Genomic DNA, 17,495 nt, shown 5'->3' with positions numbered 1-17,495 from the left:
TTGTTCACCTCGTTTCACATTACTTTTTGAAGAATTCCGTATACCACTCAATCGTTTTTTCAAGTCCCTCATCAATGGTGTAGGCCGGTGTCCAATTCAGCAGCTTTCTTGCTTTTTCCGCGGATAAATATTGATGTTTGATTTCATTGCTTCCCTGATTCAGCACCTTAGGTTTCAGATTACTGTTCATTTTCTTTAATATTTTCTCTACCAGTTCAAGTACGGTCAGCTGGATCTCATTGCTGAAGTTAAAGGCCTCTCCGGCAAGATTGTTTTCTTCCATTTTTTCTGCAAGAAGCAGATAAGCCTGAACGGCGTCTTCAATATAGAAATAGTCCCGTACAAATGTGCCGTCGCTTCGGATTTCCGGCGCTTCCCCGTTCAGCACAAGCTGAATCGTCTGAGGAATGATGCGATTGAAGTTCAAATCTCCGCCGCCGTATAAGTTTCCACAGCGCGTAATGCAGACCGGAAGCCCGTACGTGTGAAAATAGGTGTGGCTGATCAGATCTGCACAGCTTTTTGAGACGTCGTACGGGTGCTTGCCTTGCAGCGGCATATTTTCATCGTATGGAAGGTTTTCTTGATCGCCGTAAGCTTTATCACTTGAAGCGACAATGACCCGCTTAATTAACGGATGCTTGCGGCAGGCTTCGAGAATATTCCAGGTGCCGAGGATATTCGCTTCAAAGGTAGAAATCGGGTTGCGGTTTGCCACGCCGACAATCGCTTGTGCAGCGAGATGAAAGACAGTGTCGATCTCATACTCGCCAAGCGCGCGTTCAATCACAGCCAAGTCCTCAAGAGAGCCCCGCACGATGTTCATTTTCTTGATATGTTCTCCCTGATAAAGATTGGATTGAGGCACATGATCTCTGACAAGCCCCGTAACATTTGCGCCCTGATCGATCAGCTCTTTCACCAAATAGCTTCCTAAAAGACCTGTGCATCCCGTGACAAATACGTTTTTATTTTTCCAGAAACTCAAATCGATTCACCATACCTTCCATACTTGTTGTCCTTGATTCCACATTTTGTTGACTTCTAAGAGATTTTTATACGTATCGATGGCCGTCCAAAATCCATAATGGCGGTACACAGCAAGCTCCCCGTCTTTGGCAAGGTTCTTCAGCGGTTCATCTTCGAACATCGCGTCCCCGTCCTTCGGCAAATACTCGAAAACCTTTGGACTGAGAACGAAGAATCCGCCGTTGATGATTCCGTCACTTGATGTCTTCTCAGAAAATGTTTTCGCCATGCCGTCCTCAACCGTCAAGGTGCCAAACTGCGAGACTTTGTCAATGCCGGTGACAGTCGCGGCAGCACCTTTTGTCTGATGATAGCTGATGAGATGGAAAAGATTGATATTGGCCAGCCCGTCCCCATAGGTGAGCAGAAATGTTTCATCACCGATATAGTCTTTCGCCTGCAAGATTCTTCCGGCTGTCAGCGTATCTTCCCCAGTCTCCAAAAACGTAATTTTCCACGTTTCAGGCTGCCCCAGGATCTGTACCTCTCCCGTAGAGCTGTCGAGTGTCAGGCTGTTGTGCTTCCATTCATAGTCGAGAAAGTATTCCTTGATTTTTTCTCCTTTATAGCCCAACAGCAGAATAAACTCGTTTACTCCGTAGTACTGATAAATTTTCATAATATGCCATAGAATCGGTTTGCCGCCTATCATGGCGAGCGGTTTAGGAATGTCATTCGTGACTTCACTCATTCTCGTTCCTTTTCCGCCGCAGAGAATGACCGCTTTCATCTCTACCCCTCATCTCTATGAATATTGAGTTCGAAACCTGGTACATCTTCACAATCTATCAAGGCATTTCCCCGATAATTTGTCCGATTTCAATACCGGTTTCAAAATCTACTGTAATGATATGAGAGAAAGCCAGCCTTGGTGACCAAATGGAATCTATTTTTTCAAGTTGGTTGTATAACCAAAAAAAAGAGCCTTGAGCGAAGGCAATGCGCCCGCTCAAGGCTCTTTTTCATCTTATTTGATTTCTTTCTCCTTGCCGTAATGATAGTCAGACGGATCAACGGCTTTGAAATCATTTAGTTTATGGAACCTCAGCAAGTCTTTGTACAGGACACTGTCTGAAAGGCTCAGCTGCTGGTTCACTCTTGTTTTCAGATTCTTCGTTTCTTCATTCGCTTTCAGTTTTTCACCAGTCTTCGTATCATAAATGACATTGTCGACTGATGTGTACTTCGGCGTTACGAAGTCTCCGTTTCTGAATGCCACTGTATCGTCGTGGTCTTTAGAGAATAAGTCAGTACCAAAGTTGATGTATTTCTGAGAATCAATTCCTTCTAAGTGCAGAAGTGTCGGCATGACGTCAATTTCGCCGCCATACGTATGGTTCACTCCGCCTTTTTTGCCAGGAACGCGGATCATCAGCGGCACACGCTGGTTCTGTGCGTTTTGATAATCTGTGATCTCTTTTCCAAGAATCTCTTTCATCGCTCGGTTATGGTTTTCAGAAATACCGTTATGGTCACCGTAAATCATGATGACTGAGTTGTCATACAGGCCGGCTTCCTTCAGCTCCTTGAAGAATTGCTCAAGCGCTTCGTCAAGGTAACGCGCTGTCTGGAAGTAGCTGTCAACTGTGTTATCGCCTGTTGTCGCTTTTTTAAGAGACGCGTCTTTTTCATCAAGGTTAAACGGATAATGGTTTGTCAATGTAATCAAATGCGCATAAAATGGCTGTTTAAGAGATTCAAGCTTTGGAATCGATTCTGTAAAGAACGGCTTATCCTTAAGCCCCATATTAATCACATTTTCATCTGACATATCATACGTGCTTGCGTCGAAGAACTTGTCATATCCGATATGTTTGTAAATCTGGTCACGGTTCCAGAACGATTTGTAATCACCATGCAGGACGGCGCTTGTATAGCCTTCCTTCTGGTCTAAAATCGCAGGAAGCGACTGGTAGGTGTTTTCGCCTTTCGTCACAAACGCGGAGCCTTCAGGAAGACCGAAGATCGAGTTATCCATTGTCAGCTCGGCATCAGATGTTTTTCCCTGGCCTGTCTGATGGAAGAAGTTATCAAAATACGTCACATCTTCCCCGCCGTGCGCAAGTTTATTTAAGAAAGGCGTCACCTCTTCACCGTTTAGCTTGTAGTCAATCAGGAATGACTGGAAGCTTTCGAGGTGAATTTTAATGATATTTTTGCCTTTGGCAGAGCCGAAGTACTCGGCGTTCGGTTTCGCATAATGAGACGTCGTGTAATTCTCGACGCTTGTTAAATCATCGCTGCTTGCATAGGCCCGTTGCGTTTCTGTTTGAGCCGTCTGTACACCGTCATAAATGGTGTAGTTGTATAAACCTAAATATTTCACAATATAATTGCGGTCAAACGTTCTTGTCAACAGCTGCGGACGGTCTTTTTCCGCATAGTGCAGGTTGATGAAAAACAGTGCGATCCCAGAAAGGATCACTAAAGACGCAAAGCGTTTTTTCATTTTGTATTCTTTTAATTCAGGTCTCCAGATCAATACCGCAATCAAAATGATAATATCTAAGAAATAGAAAATATCATGACCGGCCATGATACTGAAAATCCCGTCTCCCATGTTTCCAACGTTTCCGGACTGTTTAATGTTCGGGAACGTCAAGAAATCGTCAAAGAAACGATAGAATAAAATATTTGCATATAACACAAATGTCATCAAGAAATCGATAATCAGCATAATAATGGCTGATTTACGCCCTTTCGCCAGCAAAGCCAGTCCTAAAAAGAAGACGGCGCTTGAGAATGGGTTAAATATCAGGAGGATCTCCTGAGTTGTGCCTTTTACCCCAAGATTAAACTCAGTCTTGTAGGATAAATACGTTTTTGCCCAAAACAGTATAACAGCCAGCACAAAAAAGCTAAGTTTGTAAGAAAAAAGTTTCTTCATGGCAACCTCTACTTTCTTAAACACTTTAAGTTCTTCATTCATATTTACCTGCTCTTTATATCCTGCCTTCCAATTCCTTCTTTCCAAACAAAATCAAGGCATCACACAACAAGAAATACACCGCGGCAAGCCGGAATATTTATGTTTCGCACCATATCATTTTTATTACAACCATTTGGAAACCAATCACTGGACGAAAGAAACCTTCATTTCGTTTCACATTTTTTTCTCGGAAATAAAAAAAGGATTTCTTTTGTCATGTGTGCCTTTGAAAAAAGAAATAGATACCGAGTATAAGAATAACATAAACTAGCAAAAACGAAAAATAGGTTTTGCAGACAGCCCGCCCTTCCGGCGGACTGAAGTTATTGTATGCATCAATGTTTAGCGCGATCACTATTTTTTCTAAAGGGCAAAAAAGACTGGATGTCTCCAGTCTTCTTTATCTATATCCCTGCCCAGACATCCTTAGCGTACATACCGGTATCCTGCAGATGTCTCAGCCAGTTTTGCGCTTCTTGCTCCCCGGTGCCATGAACAGACTGATACGCCTTTTGCAGTGCCGCCTCCACATCCGGGGCCATTTTGCTGCCGTCACCGCATACATAAAGCCTGCCTCCGTGGTCAAGGATCGATATTAACGTTTCTGCATGGTCAGCCATGACATGCTGGACATACGTTTTCGGCATGCCTTCTTTGCGGGAAAAGGCTGTGTGGACAGTGACAATTCCGTCTCTTTTAAAATGCTCAAGCTCATCGCGGTATATAAAATCACGATCGTTTCTGCATCCAAAATAGAGATGAGCTTCACCGAGCGTTTTCCCCTCCCGCTTTAAAACTTCGCGGGCTTGAAGGAAACCGCGGAATGGCGCGACTCCTGTGCCTGGTCCGACCATAATGATTGGCGTTTCAGGGTCTTCTGGAAGCTGAAACCGGGATTCCGGTGTGCGGACAAACATCACGAGATCATCTCCGGCTTGGCGCTCAGCTAAATCATTTGAAGCCACGCCCCTGTATTCGCCACGGCCGCTCCACGCAGGGCCGCGCACGACACCGACTGTGATCGATGCTTGCCGCGGATTCACTCTTGGAGAGCTTGAAATTGAATAATATCTCGGTTTTAACGGCCGTAAAAGCTCTAAAAATCGTTCAAACGGCATGTCGCACGCTTCATACTTTTCAAGCAGATCCAGCATGGAAATTCGTTTTTTCAATATTTGCTCCTGATAAACACCCTCTGCTGACAGTTCTTCTAATTCGCGCCTATGCGGCGGACACTCTGTAAATGCCGCCAGTTCACGTATTTGCGCTCTTGTGGCTGCTTCCTGCACCTCGACGCTGTAGCTGAGAAGATCATGCAGGCTGACAGGACGGCCCAATGGCAGATGCCCCGCACTGCGGCCGCTTGCCGACAATGTCACTTGGTCGGTTCCCTTCAGGCCGAATCTGTGGAGAATCCGGCTGACATTGGTTTGGCTGTTTTTTGGCAATACGCCAAGATGGTCGCCCTCTTGATATTCAACATCCGGCGGCAATGCAATTTCGATATGGCGAGTGCTTCGATCGCTGTCTGCGGACTGGAGTTCACGATTTTCGGCAATGGATGCGTGAGAAGCTTCGTACGATCTAGCGAGCGGAGACTCGCCCAGCCCTCTGACAAACTGAAGGCTCAGCGTGCTTCGTTCCTTATCAGCGTTTTCATTAAGCTCAAGTCCGAATGCTTTGATGGCGTCCGCCCACATGCTTTTTTTCCACTCGTCAAACTGCCCTTCAAAATCACCGCTGACATCTCCTTCCCCGCGCCCAGAAAACCGAGTCGCACCTTTTTCTGCAAGCTGCTCATCAATGAATCTCGGCACGTATTGATACGTGCTCGCCCAGTTGTGGTCGCCGCAGCCAAATACCGCGTAATGGACGCCCTCAAGCTCACCCGGTTTGATTTCTTGAAGCCACTGCACGAACTGTCCGGCATTGCTTGGCGGTTTTCCATTATAAGACGAGGTCACAATGACAACCGCTCCCTCTTTCGGCAGCTTTCCAATCCGGTCGTTCAGAGGTGCTGTCTCTGTCCTTACGCCGTGAAGACTGGCAGTATCAGCAAGCTCCCGGGCGACGCCTTCTGCAGTGCCAGTATCTGAGCCGTACAGCACGAGAAGCGGGCGGTTGTTAAGACCGATGACCGATGCGCCCTTTGCTTCCGTTTTCTCCTTTTGCTCATAAGGCGCGGCTTTTTCATCTGCCTGAGCGTCCGCATGAATGGCTTCCTGATGACGACTTTGAACCCTAATGTGAAAATCGCCCGGCTTAAGTGTTAAGGTTTGTTTGATATCAAGCTCATAATTCTCATGATCAATCAATGTGAAATATTTTAGAATCATGCCTAACACAAGTGTGGCTTCATGAAGGGCAAACTGCATGCCGATACAGGCCCGTTGTCCATTTCCGAATGGTTTGTACGCATGATGAGGCACTTGGTCCTGATGCTCAAACCGTTCCGGCCGGAATTCTTCTGCGTCCTTTCCCCAAGCGTCTCGATCACGATGAAGCTGCGGAATCAGCACAGAAATTCTGTCATTCGTCGTGATCGGAAATTTTCCGCCAATGACTGTGTCTTCTTTTGGATAAAGGCTGAAAGCCGGAGCTGTCGGCCATAAGCGCAGTGATTCATTTAAAATCATCCGTATGTATTTAAGCTCCAGCACTTGTTTATAGGTCGGCGCTGCATCTGTCAGCACCCGATCGACCTCTTCATACGCCTTTTTCAGTTTGTCAGGGTGCTTCAATAAAAAGTAGGTCGCAAAGGAAAGCAGGCCGCTCGTTGTTTCATGGCCGGCAATCAAAAACGTAATAATTTGAAAGCGGATATTTTCGTCGTCGAGCTTTTCACCCGTTTCCGGATCTTCCACATTCAGCATGCGGGCAAGCAAATCTTTTTCATCCTGGTCTCCATTCGCCCTGCGCTCTGCAATAATGCTGTCGACTAAAGAAAACATCGTTTGAATATCATGGCGGAATTGCCGCTTTGTTCTGACCATAAGCTTATCTTGAACATCAAGCCGCTGCATTTGATGCATCGCTTCATCAAGCGCCCGCACCATGCTGTTGATAAACGGGTGGGGCGTTTCTCTGTAGTAACTGTTAAAGCGGTAGTTAAACCCGCATAGCCCAATGGTGTCGAGCGTCAGCCGGGTCATATCTCCCGGGACATCGACTGCTTCATTCGGGTTGAGCCTTGCCCATTTTTGAATGAGCTGAACAGCGATATCGACCATTTTTTCATGATAGTCCTTCATGGCCCGCTGGCTGAACGTCGGCATCAGAATGTTGTGCGCTTTTCTCCAGTTAGGCTCATGCGTCCAGCTTGTAAACAATCCGTCACCGGAAAATGCGCGAACCTTTTCCAAGGCGCCTTCAATGCTTTTATCAAACCGTTCTTCATCACAAACCTCTTTCACCAATTCGTGGCCGGACACTACAATGGTCGTGCCCGCGGGTGTATGGATTTGAAAAATCGGGCCCTGTTCTTCCGCCAGTTTGATCAGCGAAAGCGTCGGCTTGTCTTTATGGATTAAAGGCAAATTGCCGAGCGGCCCAAACGTCTTCGGCTGAGGAATCGGGCTTGTTTCCTTCATCGAACCATTCCTTTCCGTATGAGATGCCTTCTATTTGACTACATTTCCCTTTCATGGTCATGATTATTCCGTTCTCCCAATTGACGCATGATTGCTGTTTTTTCTATACTTGAGAAGCTGTACAATACGCGAATAAGGTGAGTTTATATATGGATTTTGAAATTCGGTTTTTATCCTTTTATGTCATACAGGTGGAAGGCAAAGATGAGCAGGCGAACAAGCAGTTCAAGCACTTCCAGACCCTTGATACGGGCGAATTTGAAGAAAGCGAGCTGAAGGACTTTCTCGACGGGGAACTGAAAAAAATCGTCAAACGGAAAGCAGACCGCCATCCGCAGTCCGAGCAGGTGCCGACGAAAATCGGCCATTTTATCGTCGAGCCCGGCCACGAGCTTGATTCCAACCCAAACTACAACATGTTCAACCGCGCGCGTCTGGCGGAAACAAAAGAAGACTTCAATGAGCTGAGCGAGCAGTTCGTCCGCACGTACCTTGACACAAGCGCGGTTCGCGGCGGCGTGTTTCTCGTCGCTTCGGCCGTGCCGAGAAAATACTTTGACGAGTCATTTGTCTTCATTATGAAATGTGATTTTGAGCCGAAGGTCGCCCGCATCTCTGACGCGTCTTCTCTCATTAAAAAAGTCGAAATGGCGATCACGACAAAAAACATGAAAAGCATCCAATATCCATACATGCCCGAGGAAGGAATGGTCGAGGAAGGCGAGCTGAAAATCCACCAGGCCTCGCACGCCCGCTATTTTGAGGACTTTCTGAAATTCGTCGAGTACGGCGAATCGATGCCGGAAATCATGAAAAACCAGGTCATGAACATGGTGCAGGAGCACGTCTACGAGACATTTGAAGACAACAGCGAAGAGCTCAAGCAGTTCGAGCACGACATTGAAATTTGGGAAGCAAGCGAAAAACGGGAAATCCAAGAGCGCCTCGACACCCATCAAGTGATCGAAGCCTCCGCCCAAATCATCGAGCACACGCCAGAGGCTCAGCTGAAAATGAAAGTCGGAGAAACAGAGATTAAAGGATTGCTAGCGGATTTTGGCGATTCCATTCATCTCGCCAAAGTAAACGGTCGCTATGTCGCGCTGATTGAAGCCGAGACGATTTCGTTTGAGAAAGGCAGTTCGCCGGTGGAGTTTTATAAGCCTGAGGGTTTGAGGGAGATTGTAGAAAGAATAAGCAAAAAAAATTTAGGAGATTGATACTAAACAGAACATTATGAGTATATCTTTACATTGAGCAATCTTGATGTGGATCACGGATTTTGTTTTTAGGAAAGGTATTACAATTCGTAAGTTTAAATGAGATTGTCACAAATAAAGAAGGAGTTTGAAAAAACTGGGCTCCTTCTTTATGTCGGATTCGATTCAATTAAATAAAGTAAATGCTTATATTAGCAAACTAATAGAAATCTTTATTCCTCGTCAAAATAACTAAAATCAATTTTCTTCACAAAAAACTTTTCTTTAATATTAACTCCAATATCATAATCAATCATAAGTTTTGCAAGAGTCTCACCGTCAATAAGAACAATTTTCTTGCTTTGCAATCGTTCTGCATACTCGATTGCATTTTTCGTAAAGTATGAAGTTGTAATAAAAACTCCCTTCTTAGCTCCCATATCATCAAGTGCACCAGAGAAACTTTGAACCAATTCTCTTCCAATAGGGTTATCCCAACGTTTCGCTTGGAGATATATATTATCTAATCCTAATTTATCTTCTTTTATAATACCGTCAATTCCGCCGTCATTTGTTTTACCGGTAATTTTACCGTCACCATAACCCATAGCTACTAGTAATTCAACAATAATGTATTCAAGTTTTTTCCAATGGGCTTTTTTAATTTTTTGAATAATTGATTTTGCCAGTTCTTTTCTAATATCATCAAACTTTTCTGTCATTACTTCAAATGGATCTTTTACTTCCTCCATATCTTCAATTTCTTCTTGAATTTCATTACGATTATCGTTTATCAATGATAACCCTTCTTGGGTAATTTGGTAGGTTGATTGACTTATTTCCTCTATGTAATTGGATTTTTTTAATCCATACCTTACTTGTCTTATCCTAGTTATAAAAATAGAATCTTTACTATTCTCGTAAGAACGCGATCTTTGTTCTTCGGTTAACATAAAATATTTAGTTAACTCCTCGTTTATATAGCTTGAAGTGTAGGGCTTTTTGTCTCTAATTACAAGCAAAAAGGGAATCATAATGTCTCTTGATAAGGGTATATCATTCGGGTTAGAATTTACATTCTTAGTTATTTCATTAACTTCGTAAATATCCTTAGGCAGTCCTTTTTCTACGATTAATTTTAAAATTTCCTTTTGAGTTAGACCACTTTCACTGAGCTGTTTTATAATTTTTAAAACCTTTATTGAACTTTCATTATATAAAATACTATTTCCATTCTTAGTTTGTGGAATATAGTCACTAAAGTAATTAATCCACCTTCTCCCGCCACTCTCTGACCAACCGACAGCTTCTGACAACTTTCTTTTTGATATTAAATTCAACGTTATAGCCCCCTACAATCCCTGAATTTCAACATTTTTAAAGTTAATCCTTCTAAGTATAACGAACACGTCAGTGCGTGTTTGTAACACAGTACATCTATAGTTTACTTAAAGCTTAGATATTATTTCATATGATAAATTTTGTAATCTTACATGAATTATACTACAATTTAAAAAATAGTTTATATACTAATTAGTTATAGAAGAAAATATAAAAGCCCAGAAAGTTATCTGGACTTTTCCTATTTAATACCCTTCCCTCAACACCGCATAGCACTCCCCAATCAGTTCTTCCGCTCCCGGCTCTCCTTTCAGCCCGCGGCGGACGATTTCCGATGATAGGTTCTGGACTTTGAGCGCTCGTGGGGCTCTTCTTTTGTAGTATGCCTGTAATGCTGTTTCGTGGTCGGCGTGGTTTTGGAGTTCTTCGGCGAGGGCGATGGCATCCTCGATCGCCATTGCCGCTCCTTGCGCCAGGGTCGGCGCGCCGGCGTGAGCAGCGTCTCCTCCGATGACAACGCGGCCTTTGTGCCATGGCTCCTGCACGGCGACCTGCTCCAGTTTGTTAAAGATGACAGGATGCTGTTTTGACATGTGCTTTGTGACAAAATCCAGCCCCCGAAAACCAGAAAGAATCTCTTTTACTCTATCAAACCGGGTATCTTCCTCATCCCAGTAATCGCTCGTGCAAGGCTGGAGGACGAAGACATAGCCAGCGTGTTCCGCCAATGGCACCACCCCGATTTGTGTGTCTCCGCTTCTATACATGAATGTTGCGTCCTTAAATGTAAAGTCAGGAAGTTCGATATAAAAGCGCCACGCTCCCATGCCGAGATGCTCTTTTTCCGTCTCCTTTTGCAGCATTATATCGCGAATAGCAGAGTGAATGCCGTCAAAGCCCGCCAGAATGTCAGCCTGCATCTTTTCCCCATCTTCATATACGGCAGTGACCGATTCAGCTGTTTCTTCATAGGCGACAATCTTTTTCCCCCACTTGATGTCTACACCCGCCGCCTCGGCATGCTTCATGAGAATGTCATTTAACGTTTTGCGCAGGATATTATTGCGTCCCGGAAGTGAATCGTCTAAAAAGGATTCACTGACTTGAAACAGCAAATTCCCCTGTTCATCAAACGTTTTAAACCATTCTGTTTGAAAGCCGTGCTTACAGCACTCTTCGAATACGCCCAGTTCTTTCAACACCGCCAGTGCGTTTTGCGGCTGAAGAATCCCCGCACCTGTTTTTCGGTTTTCTGAAGCCGCTTCACATAAGGTGACGGAAAACCCTGCCTTACGGAGAGAAATAGCCGCTGACAAGCCGCCGATTCCGCCTCCTGCTATTAACATATGTTTCATATAAATAACCACCTTTTCAGCTCTATATGTATTAGTTAGGCGCCTAACTATATTACCTTACTATGTCCCAAGAAAAGCTGTCAATCATCTCCAAGCCAAGTTGCGTTATGGTTTTCCCTCCTTTATAATCGTCTCACAACGAATGTACGGGAGCTACTTGCGATGGAATTAAAACATTTACCGAAATATAAGCATATAACAGAGCACGCCGAAACGTATGCCAATATTGACGCCGGCTCTCTTGAATTGTTTTTATCTCTATTTGATATTTCAAAAAAAATGAATCATGTGATGGAGCATTACTTTGCTGGCCGAGGGCTTTCAGAAGGAAAATTCAAAATCCTGATGCTGCTCTTTGATGCCAAGGATCATAGGTTAAGTCCGACAGAGCTTGCCAAGCGGTCAAATGTCACGAAAGCAACAATTACAGGCCTGCTGGACGGGCTGGCGAGAGACGGTTTTGTCAGCCGCAGGCATCACACAGAGGATAAACGAAAAATCAGCATTGAACTGACAACGGAAGGCAAAGCACGCCTTGAGCAATTTCTGCCCGGCCATTTCAGCAAAATCTCCGCGGTGATGGAAAACTACAGCGATGAGGAAAAAGACATGTTCGTGAAGATGCTTGGTGATCTTTTTGAAAAGCTAAGCGTGTTTAAAGACTAAAAAACCCGTCCGACCAGGACAGGCTACAGCGTCTTTTCTTCTGCAGCCGGATACGTATCCGGCTGTTTTTTCTTTATAACCGTAACAAATATGCCGCTGATGACACATGCAATGCCGATCAAATGCACAAGCTCAAACGGCTCCTTCAATATCACACCTGATAAAATGACAGCGGAAACCGGAAGAACGGATGTGAAAATGCCAGACACCCCAGCCGGCACCTTCGTCACCCCGCTATACCATAAGTAAAACGCCAAAACAGTGACAAAAAGCGCGTAATACAGCACATACGACCAATCCAAAACAGTCGGCACGCTGAAATCAAATGAAGAGGCCTCAAACAAAGCAAACGGGAGAAAAAACAGGAAGCCGAAGAGCGATACGAAGGTCGAAATTGCCAGTGCCGAAATATGCGGAGATAGCAGCTTAGCCATCAATGTAAACAACGCTTCGCCAATGACTGCAGCAATGATCAGCATGTTCCCGAATAAGGCGTGCGGCATCCCGTCTTGGCTCCCCGCACCAAACAGATTAATCGCCATTACGCCGCAAACCGCCAGCAAAATGCTGATCAGCGTCTTTTTCTCAATTTTTTCTCTCAGCAGGAAAAAGGATAAAATACCGATCACCATGGGGGTTGTGCTTGTCAAAATGCCGCTTTCCGTTCCCGTAGTATATTGAACCCCATACAGCAGGCAAATACTGAACAAAAACACGCCTGTGAATGATTGCACCAGCAATACGAACACATCTTTTTTCGTCAAAGCCGGAAATCCTTTTTCAATGCAAAACAGCAGCGTCAGCAATACGATAGAGGCCAGCAAAAAACGCAGTCCCGAGGATAGAAAAACCGGAATGCGCTCGACCATCAGTTTGCCGACGACGACCGAGCTGCCGACAATCGCCATGGCTGCCATCAAGGAGACATAAGCGCCCATTTGTTTTTTCATCACAACATCACCTGCCTTTTTATGTATGACGAAAAGCGCCTATCCAATGACAGGCGCTCTCTGATTAATCATCACTGCTCAAAATGCCGAAGAAACGAAGCAGGTTGATGAACAAGTTGATAAAATCAAGGTACAGCGATAATGCCATAACGGGAATTAAGTCCTCCGTAATGTGGCGGTGTTTGATTTGGTTCAAATCATACAAAATGTAAAGGGAAAAGACGATGGTTCCGATCACGGAATACGCCATCATCGCCGCTGAGTTTAACGGGCTGAAAATGTTGAAAATCCCTACCACTGCGAGTGCGAGCACCGCAACCAGCAGAAACGACCACAGGAAGGATAAATCCTTCTTCATTTTTGCGCCGATTGTGCCTAAGACGGCAAAAATGACAAATGTAGAACCAAAGGCTTCGAGCACGACATAGGCGCCGGCGATGGAAGCGTAATGGCTGACGATCGGAAATAAGGTAATGCCGGAAACGAACGCGAATGTATATACAAACGCATACCCGACCGCTTTTCTTCTGCGCATCCAGAAGGCCAGAATAATCATCGCCACTTCAAGAATAGAAAGCGGCAGCATCAAAGCGACAGGAACAAATTGGCCGATAAAAAGGCCGACAGTCGCGATCAGCAATGTGAAGACAAAGACTGTCAAAATGCGTTGCATGATCGATTGCTTACTCTCGTGAACCGTAGCTTGCATGTCAAAAATCCTCCTAAAAAATGATCTTAAAGGTCTATTATATAAAAATTGGATGAAATATGTATATGTTTTAAGGAGAATTTAATGAAAACAAACGCCCTTTACATTATCATTTTGATTCTTTCCTTTTCAGCGAAAAACGGTGCTTTTCTATTTTCTCAATTTGGGTAATCTGAGAATCATGAACCGTAATCTGAACGGTGCCGAAATCGAGTGTTTCCAGCGAGCTGATGATTTTTTCAATCACTTCCGGATCAATCGTTGATTTTGAAACCAAAAGACCTTCCCCCCTGTTGAATAGGTTTTAATTCACAGTATTCTTATAAGAATTATAATATTATGTTTTTTTCGATAAATCAATGGTGATTTCTGTTCAAATCAAAAAGGCATATGATCACCCGGTGACGGACAATCATATGCCTGGAAACTTCCTATTTGTTTTCTTCCAATTCCTCAACAATACAGCGGACACCCATGTTTTCTAATGCCTGCTTCAGCGTGCCGTACGTTTCATATTCACTAAAATCAAGCCCCAATTGAATCGATGTTTGGGCCACATCCGGGCGAATCCCTGAAAATACGGCTTTGACGCCTAATAAGAAAAGTGTTTTAGACAGGTTGTACAATTGCTGAGCCACCATGGTATCCACAATCGGAACACCCGAAAGATCAACGACGAGGCTTGTGATTTTTCTCTCGACACAGCGGACCGGCACTGTTTCTAAAATGACCTGTGCCCGTTTTGTATCAATGGAGCCGATAAGCGGCAATATCCCGATTCCATCGGCAATGGAAATAACCGGGCAGCCAAGCTCTGAGATCAATTCCTGCTGAGATGTGAGCCTCATCAGCATGAATTTTTGGTACTGCTCGGAGAATTCAATAATCAGCTTATCGAACGACTGATTCACAATGCGGTTCCATCGGTCTGCATCCTCATTTGTCACAATCTCCTGATTCTCTTTTATAAATGTGACGACTGCGTCCCAGAATGAAATTCTTGAATTGGATATGGCTTCTACGACCTCATGAACTTGAACATCCTGCTCTACCCTGTTTTTCGCAACGTTTTGCGCCCATTTTGTCATGTTTTCTTGAAAATCGGTTTGATCCTCCAGAAATGCGCTTGCGATTGTTATATTGGTAAATGTATGCTGCTCGGTTAAAAGTGTTTTCGTTTCTTCACTTAAATGGCTGGCGGAATATAGCTCGCCTTTTAGCTGGCAACGCAAACTGAACCATTTCTCAGTAATATCCGCAGTGTTGTCTATGATATATTGATATAATAATTGATCGATATTCACGGTCTGTCTCCTTTTTCGTAATAGAAGCACTTTCATTATAAAATGATAAATCGGAATTGTGAATAAGACTAGAGAAAAATCAAATGATTCTGCTCTCTGAGAGCATTCCTGCTTCATATCCTTAGGCGAATGCACCAATAAGAGTCCGCCCGCATAAACTGCAATGTACAGTTTACAATGAGAAAGGACGTTATCACATGTATTATGTTGATCCTTATATGTTTGCGGGGCATTTTTATGAGCCTTGGCCTGCTTTTGAATATGAATACCGATATCCATGGCCTGGCATTGGCAGCGGCGCTGTTCCGGGCTTCGGCGGCGGCTCCGGCCCTGGCATTGGCGGTGGCGCTGTTCCAGGCTTTGGCGGCGGCTCCGGCCCTGGTATTGGCGGTGGCGCTGTTCCAGGCTTTGGCGGCGGCTCCGGCCCTGGTATTGGCAGCGGTGCCAGCCCAGGCTTCGGCGGTGCGCCGCAGGGACCTCCTCCTTCCCAAATACCAGCGAAACCCCCAAAACCGCAGGGTTCTCAAGGAGCCGTTTTGTTAGTTGAACCAATCACCATTCGTCCTTGCCTTTTCCGATTTACCTATGTTTGGTTAACCAATGGCCGCTCATTTTGGTTTTACCCGATCATTCTTGGCAGAAGATCCGTCGGCGGCTTTTATTGGGATTCCTCACGTCGCCGCTGGGTTTATTTCGCCTTAGATACAAATCACATCGATGTTGTAAGCTGCTCATTTTAAAAATCAGCCGGTTTCCCGGCTGATTTTTTTATGTTACTTCGGCCGTAAACAGGTTATAGTATTATTATCTTTTCAACTTGGAGGTTTCCCTATGATCAAACAAATTGGCACTGTTGCTGTATATGTCGAGGACCAGCAGAAAGCGAAGCAATTTTGGACAGAGAAGGTAGGCTTTGATATTGCAGCGGACCACCCAATGGGACCTGAAGCAAGCTGGCTGGAGGTTGCGCCAAAAGGGGCCGAGACTCGTTTAGTCATTTACCCGAAAACCATGATGAAAGGCTCAGAGCAAATGAAGGCTTCTATTGTGTTTCAATGCGAAGACATCTTTGGTACATACGAGAAAATGAAGACAAACGGTGTAGAATTTCTCGGTGAGCCCAATCAAATGGAGTGGGGCACCTTCGTTCAATTTAAGGACGAAGACGGAAATGTGTTTTTATTAAAAGAATAAACTGTTGCGCACGGCGGTTCGATTCCGTCCTGCGCTTTCTTTGACATTGAGAATGAATTTCATTTACAATTATTCATATGTGAGAATGATTGGAGTGAGACAAATGTTTGTACAGTTGAGAAAAATGACGGTTAAAGAAGGCTTTGCAGATAAAGTTATAGAACGTTTCAGCGCTGAAGGAATCATTGAAAAACAAGAAGGTTTAATTGATGTGACAGTGCTTGAGAAAAATGTGCGCCGCGGTGATGAAGAAGTTGTTGTCATGATTCGCTGGGAATCAGAGGATCACTGGAAGCAATGGGAAAAAAGCGATGCGCATATCGCCGGCCATAAAGCAAACAAAGGCAAACCAAAGCCTGACTATCTGATCAGCACTGAAGTGAGCATGTACCATGTACGTGCTGTCAAACAAGGGACATACAATCAATAAAAAGCTTGCGCCTTGCTGCAAGCTTTTTTTTAAGAGTCATGTTGATCTGCTTTGTTCGTACGTTACAGTATACAGCGGCTTATTTTTATGCCATTCTGCAAATAACACGTCCTCTGTCTTATCAATGTTCTTCTTTTTCAATTCTTGTTTCAGCCACTGTTCATCCACACCTGCTTCCTTCAAATTATCCCGCACAATCTCTCCATCTATGATTAACGTGATCGGCAGAGAAACGGACTTCGAAGGAATCTGCAAATCCTTATTTGTCGGTTTGTCAAAGTCTGATTTTGGAAGCACGCTGACCATCCCGTTTGTTTCCAAAATCGCATATTCTACTTCTTGGATGGAAAAACTCCCCGCTTGCCTCAATAGGCTTTGCAGCTGGTTAATGTCTATCTTATTTTTCTTCATTACTTTATATTGAAGCTCTCCTTTGCGGATGACGATATTCGGCTCACCCTCCAAGAACTTTCGCGATGATTTCATTTTTTGCGTGATAAATTCAATAACATAAATCAGCACGCCCCACAGCAGCGAAGCAAAAATGATTTCTTTGATTTTGATATCATGATCGTAGACGGCATTTCCGACCAATTCTCCTAAAATTAAAGCAGAAATAAAGTCAAACGGCGTAATTTGAGAAAATTGGGTTTTCCCGAGAAGCTTTAAGATAATAAATAAAATGCCTAAACCGCAGACCAATTCTACCGCAACACTTAAATAATCTCCCATATTGATAGCACCTACTTCTTGATTATACTATCAGTATGGTCAATGGTTTCTTTTCTAAACCGGAAAA

Annotated in this window: 15 protein-coding genes and 1 pseudogene; 5 read left to right on the top strand and 11 right to left on the bottom strand. The window is 44.3% G+C overall.

The window, feature by feature from the left end; translation table 11 throughout:
* Positions 1 to 19 precede the first annotated feature (19 nt).
* The 4 genes from M1D65_RS03960 to cypD all read right to left on the bottom strand — a co-directional run bounded on the left by M1D65_RS03960 (position 20) and on the right by cypD (position 7,548).
* On the bottom strand, positions 20 to 988 hold the full coding sequence (locus tag M1D65_RS03960) for a GDP-mannose 4,6-dehydratase (RefSeq protein WP_003233783.1): 969 nt from the start codon (positions 986 to 988) through the stop codon (positions 20 to 22).
* Between the two features lie 6 nt (positions 989 to 994).
* A complete protein-coding gene (locus M1D65_RS03955) occupies positions 995 to 1,759 on the bottom strand; it encodes a glucose-1-phosphate cytidylyltransferase (RefSeq protein WP_064671890.1) in 765 nt (254 codons plus the stop codon).
* Between the two features lie 237 nt (positions 1,760 to 1,996).
* Positions 1,997 to 3,916 carry a lipoteichoic acid synthase LtaS1 gene (ltaS1, locus tag M1D65_RS03950; RefSeq protein ID WP_031315513.1) on the bottom strand — a complete coding sequence of 640 codons (1,920 nt, stop codon included), beginning with the start codon at positions 3,914 to 3,916 and terminating at the stop codon, positions 1,997 to 1,999.
* 446 nt (positions 3,917 to 4,362) lie between these two features.
* Positions 4,363 to 7,548: a bifunctional P-450/NADPH--P450 reductase gene (gene cypD, locus M1D65_RS03945; protein ID WP_446015328.1), complete on the bottom strand. Its 3,186-nt coding sequence runs from the start codon at positions 7,546 to 7,548 to the stop codon at positions 4,363 to 4,365.
* A 149-nt stretch (positions 7,549 to 7,697) separates the two neighbouring features.
* Between cypD and M1D65_RS03940 the strand changes: the two genes are divergently transcribed.
* Positions 7,698 to 8,768, top strand: coding sequence for a DUF3900 domain-containing protein (locus M1D65_RS03940; RefSeq protein ID WP_124073305.1), 1,071 nt, complete (start codon positions 7,698 to 7,700; stop codon positions 8,766 to 8,768).
* Between the two features lie 212 nt (positions 8,769 to 8,980).
* Here the strand turns inward: M1D65_RS03940 and M1D65_RS03935 are convergent, their stop codons facing one another.
* Both M1D65_RS03935 and M1D65_RS03930 read right to left on the bottom strand, forming a co-directional pair.
* Positions 8,981 to 10,087 carry a restriction endonuclease gene (locus M1D65_RS03935; protein WP_080480836.1) on the bottom strand — a complete coding sequence of 369 codons (1,107 nt, stop codon included), beginning with the start codon at positions 10,085 to 10,087 and terminating at the stop codon, positions 8,981 to 8,983.
* Between the two features lie 246 nt (positions 10,088 to 10,333).
* On the bottom strand, positions 10,334 to 11,443 hold the full coding sequence (locus tag M1D65_RS03930) for an FAD-dependent oxidoreductase (protein WP_124048439.1): 1,110 nt from the start codon (positions 11,441 to 11,443) through the stop codon (positions 10,334 to 10,336).
* A 162-nt stretch (positions 11,444 to 11,605) separates the two neighbouring features.
* Between M1D65_RS03930 and yetL the strand changes: the two genes are divergently transcribed.
* A complete protein-coding gene (yetL, locus tag M1D65_RS03925) occupies positions 11,606 to 12,109 on the top strand; it encodes a transcriptional regulator YetL (RefSeq protein WP_446015326.1) in 504 nt (167 codons plus the stop codon).
* A 23-nt stretch (positions 12,110 to 12,132) separates the two neighbouring features.
* On the opposite strand, the pseudogene M1D65_RS03920 reads toward yetL, so the two are convergent.
* The 4 genes and pseudogenes from M1D65_RS03920 to M1D65_RS03905 form a co-directional block, all read right to left on the bottom strand.
* A pseudogene (locus M1D65_RS03920) lies at positions 12,133 to 13,124 on the bottom strand (DMT family transporter).
* The gene (locus tag M1D65_RS03915) at positions 13,124 to 13,768 is read right to left on the bottom strand and encodes a Bax inhibitor-1/YccA family protein (protein WP_003244397.1); all 645 of its coding nucleotides are present in this window, start codon (positions 13,766 to 13,768) and stop codon (positions 13,124 to 13,126) included. The pseudogene M1D65_RS03920 and the gene M1D65_RS03915 overlap by 1 nt, the downstream one beginning before the upstream one ends.
* A 109-nt stretch (positions 13,769 to 13,877) precedes the next feature.
* Positions 13,878 to 14,045, bottom strand: a complete 168-nt coding sequence (locus tag M1D65_RS03910; protein ID WP_003244522.1) for a YezD family protein — start codon at positions 14,043 to 14,045, stop codon at positions 13,878 to 13,880.
* A gap of 154 nt (positions 14,046 to 14,199) precedes the next feature.
* Complete coding sequence (locus M1D65_RS03905) at positions 14,200 to 15,072, bottom strand: STAS domain-containing protein (protein WP_029317447.1); 873 nt, start codon at positions 15,070 to 15,072, stop codon at positions 14,200 to 14,202.
* Between the two features lie 197 nt (positions 15,073 to 15,269).
* Here M1D65_RS03905 and M1D65_RS03900 point away from each other — a divergent pair, with 197 nt between their 5' ends.
* From M1D65_RS03900 to hmoA, 3 genes are all read left to right on the top strand, one after another.
* A complete protein-coding gene (locus M1D65_RS03900; RefSeq protein ID WP_031315514.1) occupies positions 15,270 to 15,812 on the top strand; it encodes a hypothetical protein in 543 nt (180 codons plus the stop codon).
* Between the two features lie 91 nt (positions 15,813 to 15,903).
* On the top strand, positions 15,904 to 16,266 hold the full coding sequence (locus M1D65_RS03895; RefSeq protein ID WP_213419651.1) for a VOC family protein: 363 nt from the start codon (positions 15,904 to 15,906) through the stop codon (positions 16,264 to 16,266).
* A 103-nt stretch (positions 16,267 to 16,369) separates the two neighbouring features.
* On the top strand, positions 16,370 to 16,696 hold the full coding sequence (gene hmoA / locus M1D65_RS03890) for a heme-degrading oxygenase HmoA (RefSeq protein WP_003243958.1): 327 nt from the start codon (positions 16,370 to 16,372) through the stop codon (positions 16,694 to 16,696).
* A gap of 36 nt (positions 16,697 to 16,732) precedes the next feature.
* On the opposite strand, the gene M1D65_RS03885 is transcribed toward hmoA, so the two are convergent.
* A complete protein-coding gene (locus M1D65_RS03885; protein ID WP_032726686.1) occupies positions 16,733 to 17,428 on the bottom strand; it encodes a DUF421 domain-containing protein in 696 nt (231 codons plus the stop codon).
* Between the last annotated feature and the right edge of the window lie 67 nt (positions 17,429 to 17,495).

The organism is Bacillus sp. JZ39 (genome assembly GCF_053903145.1).
Note: the sequence above shows the minus strand (reverse complement) of the source record. Positions and strands in the feature narration are given on the sequence as shown.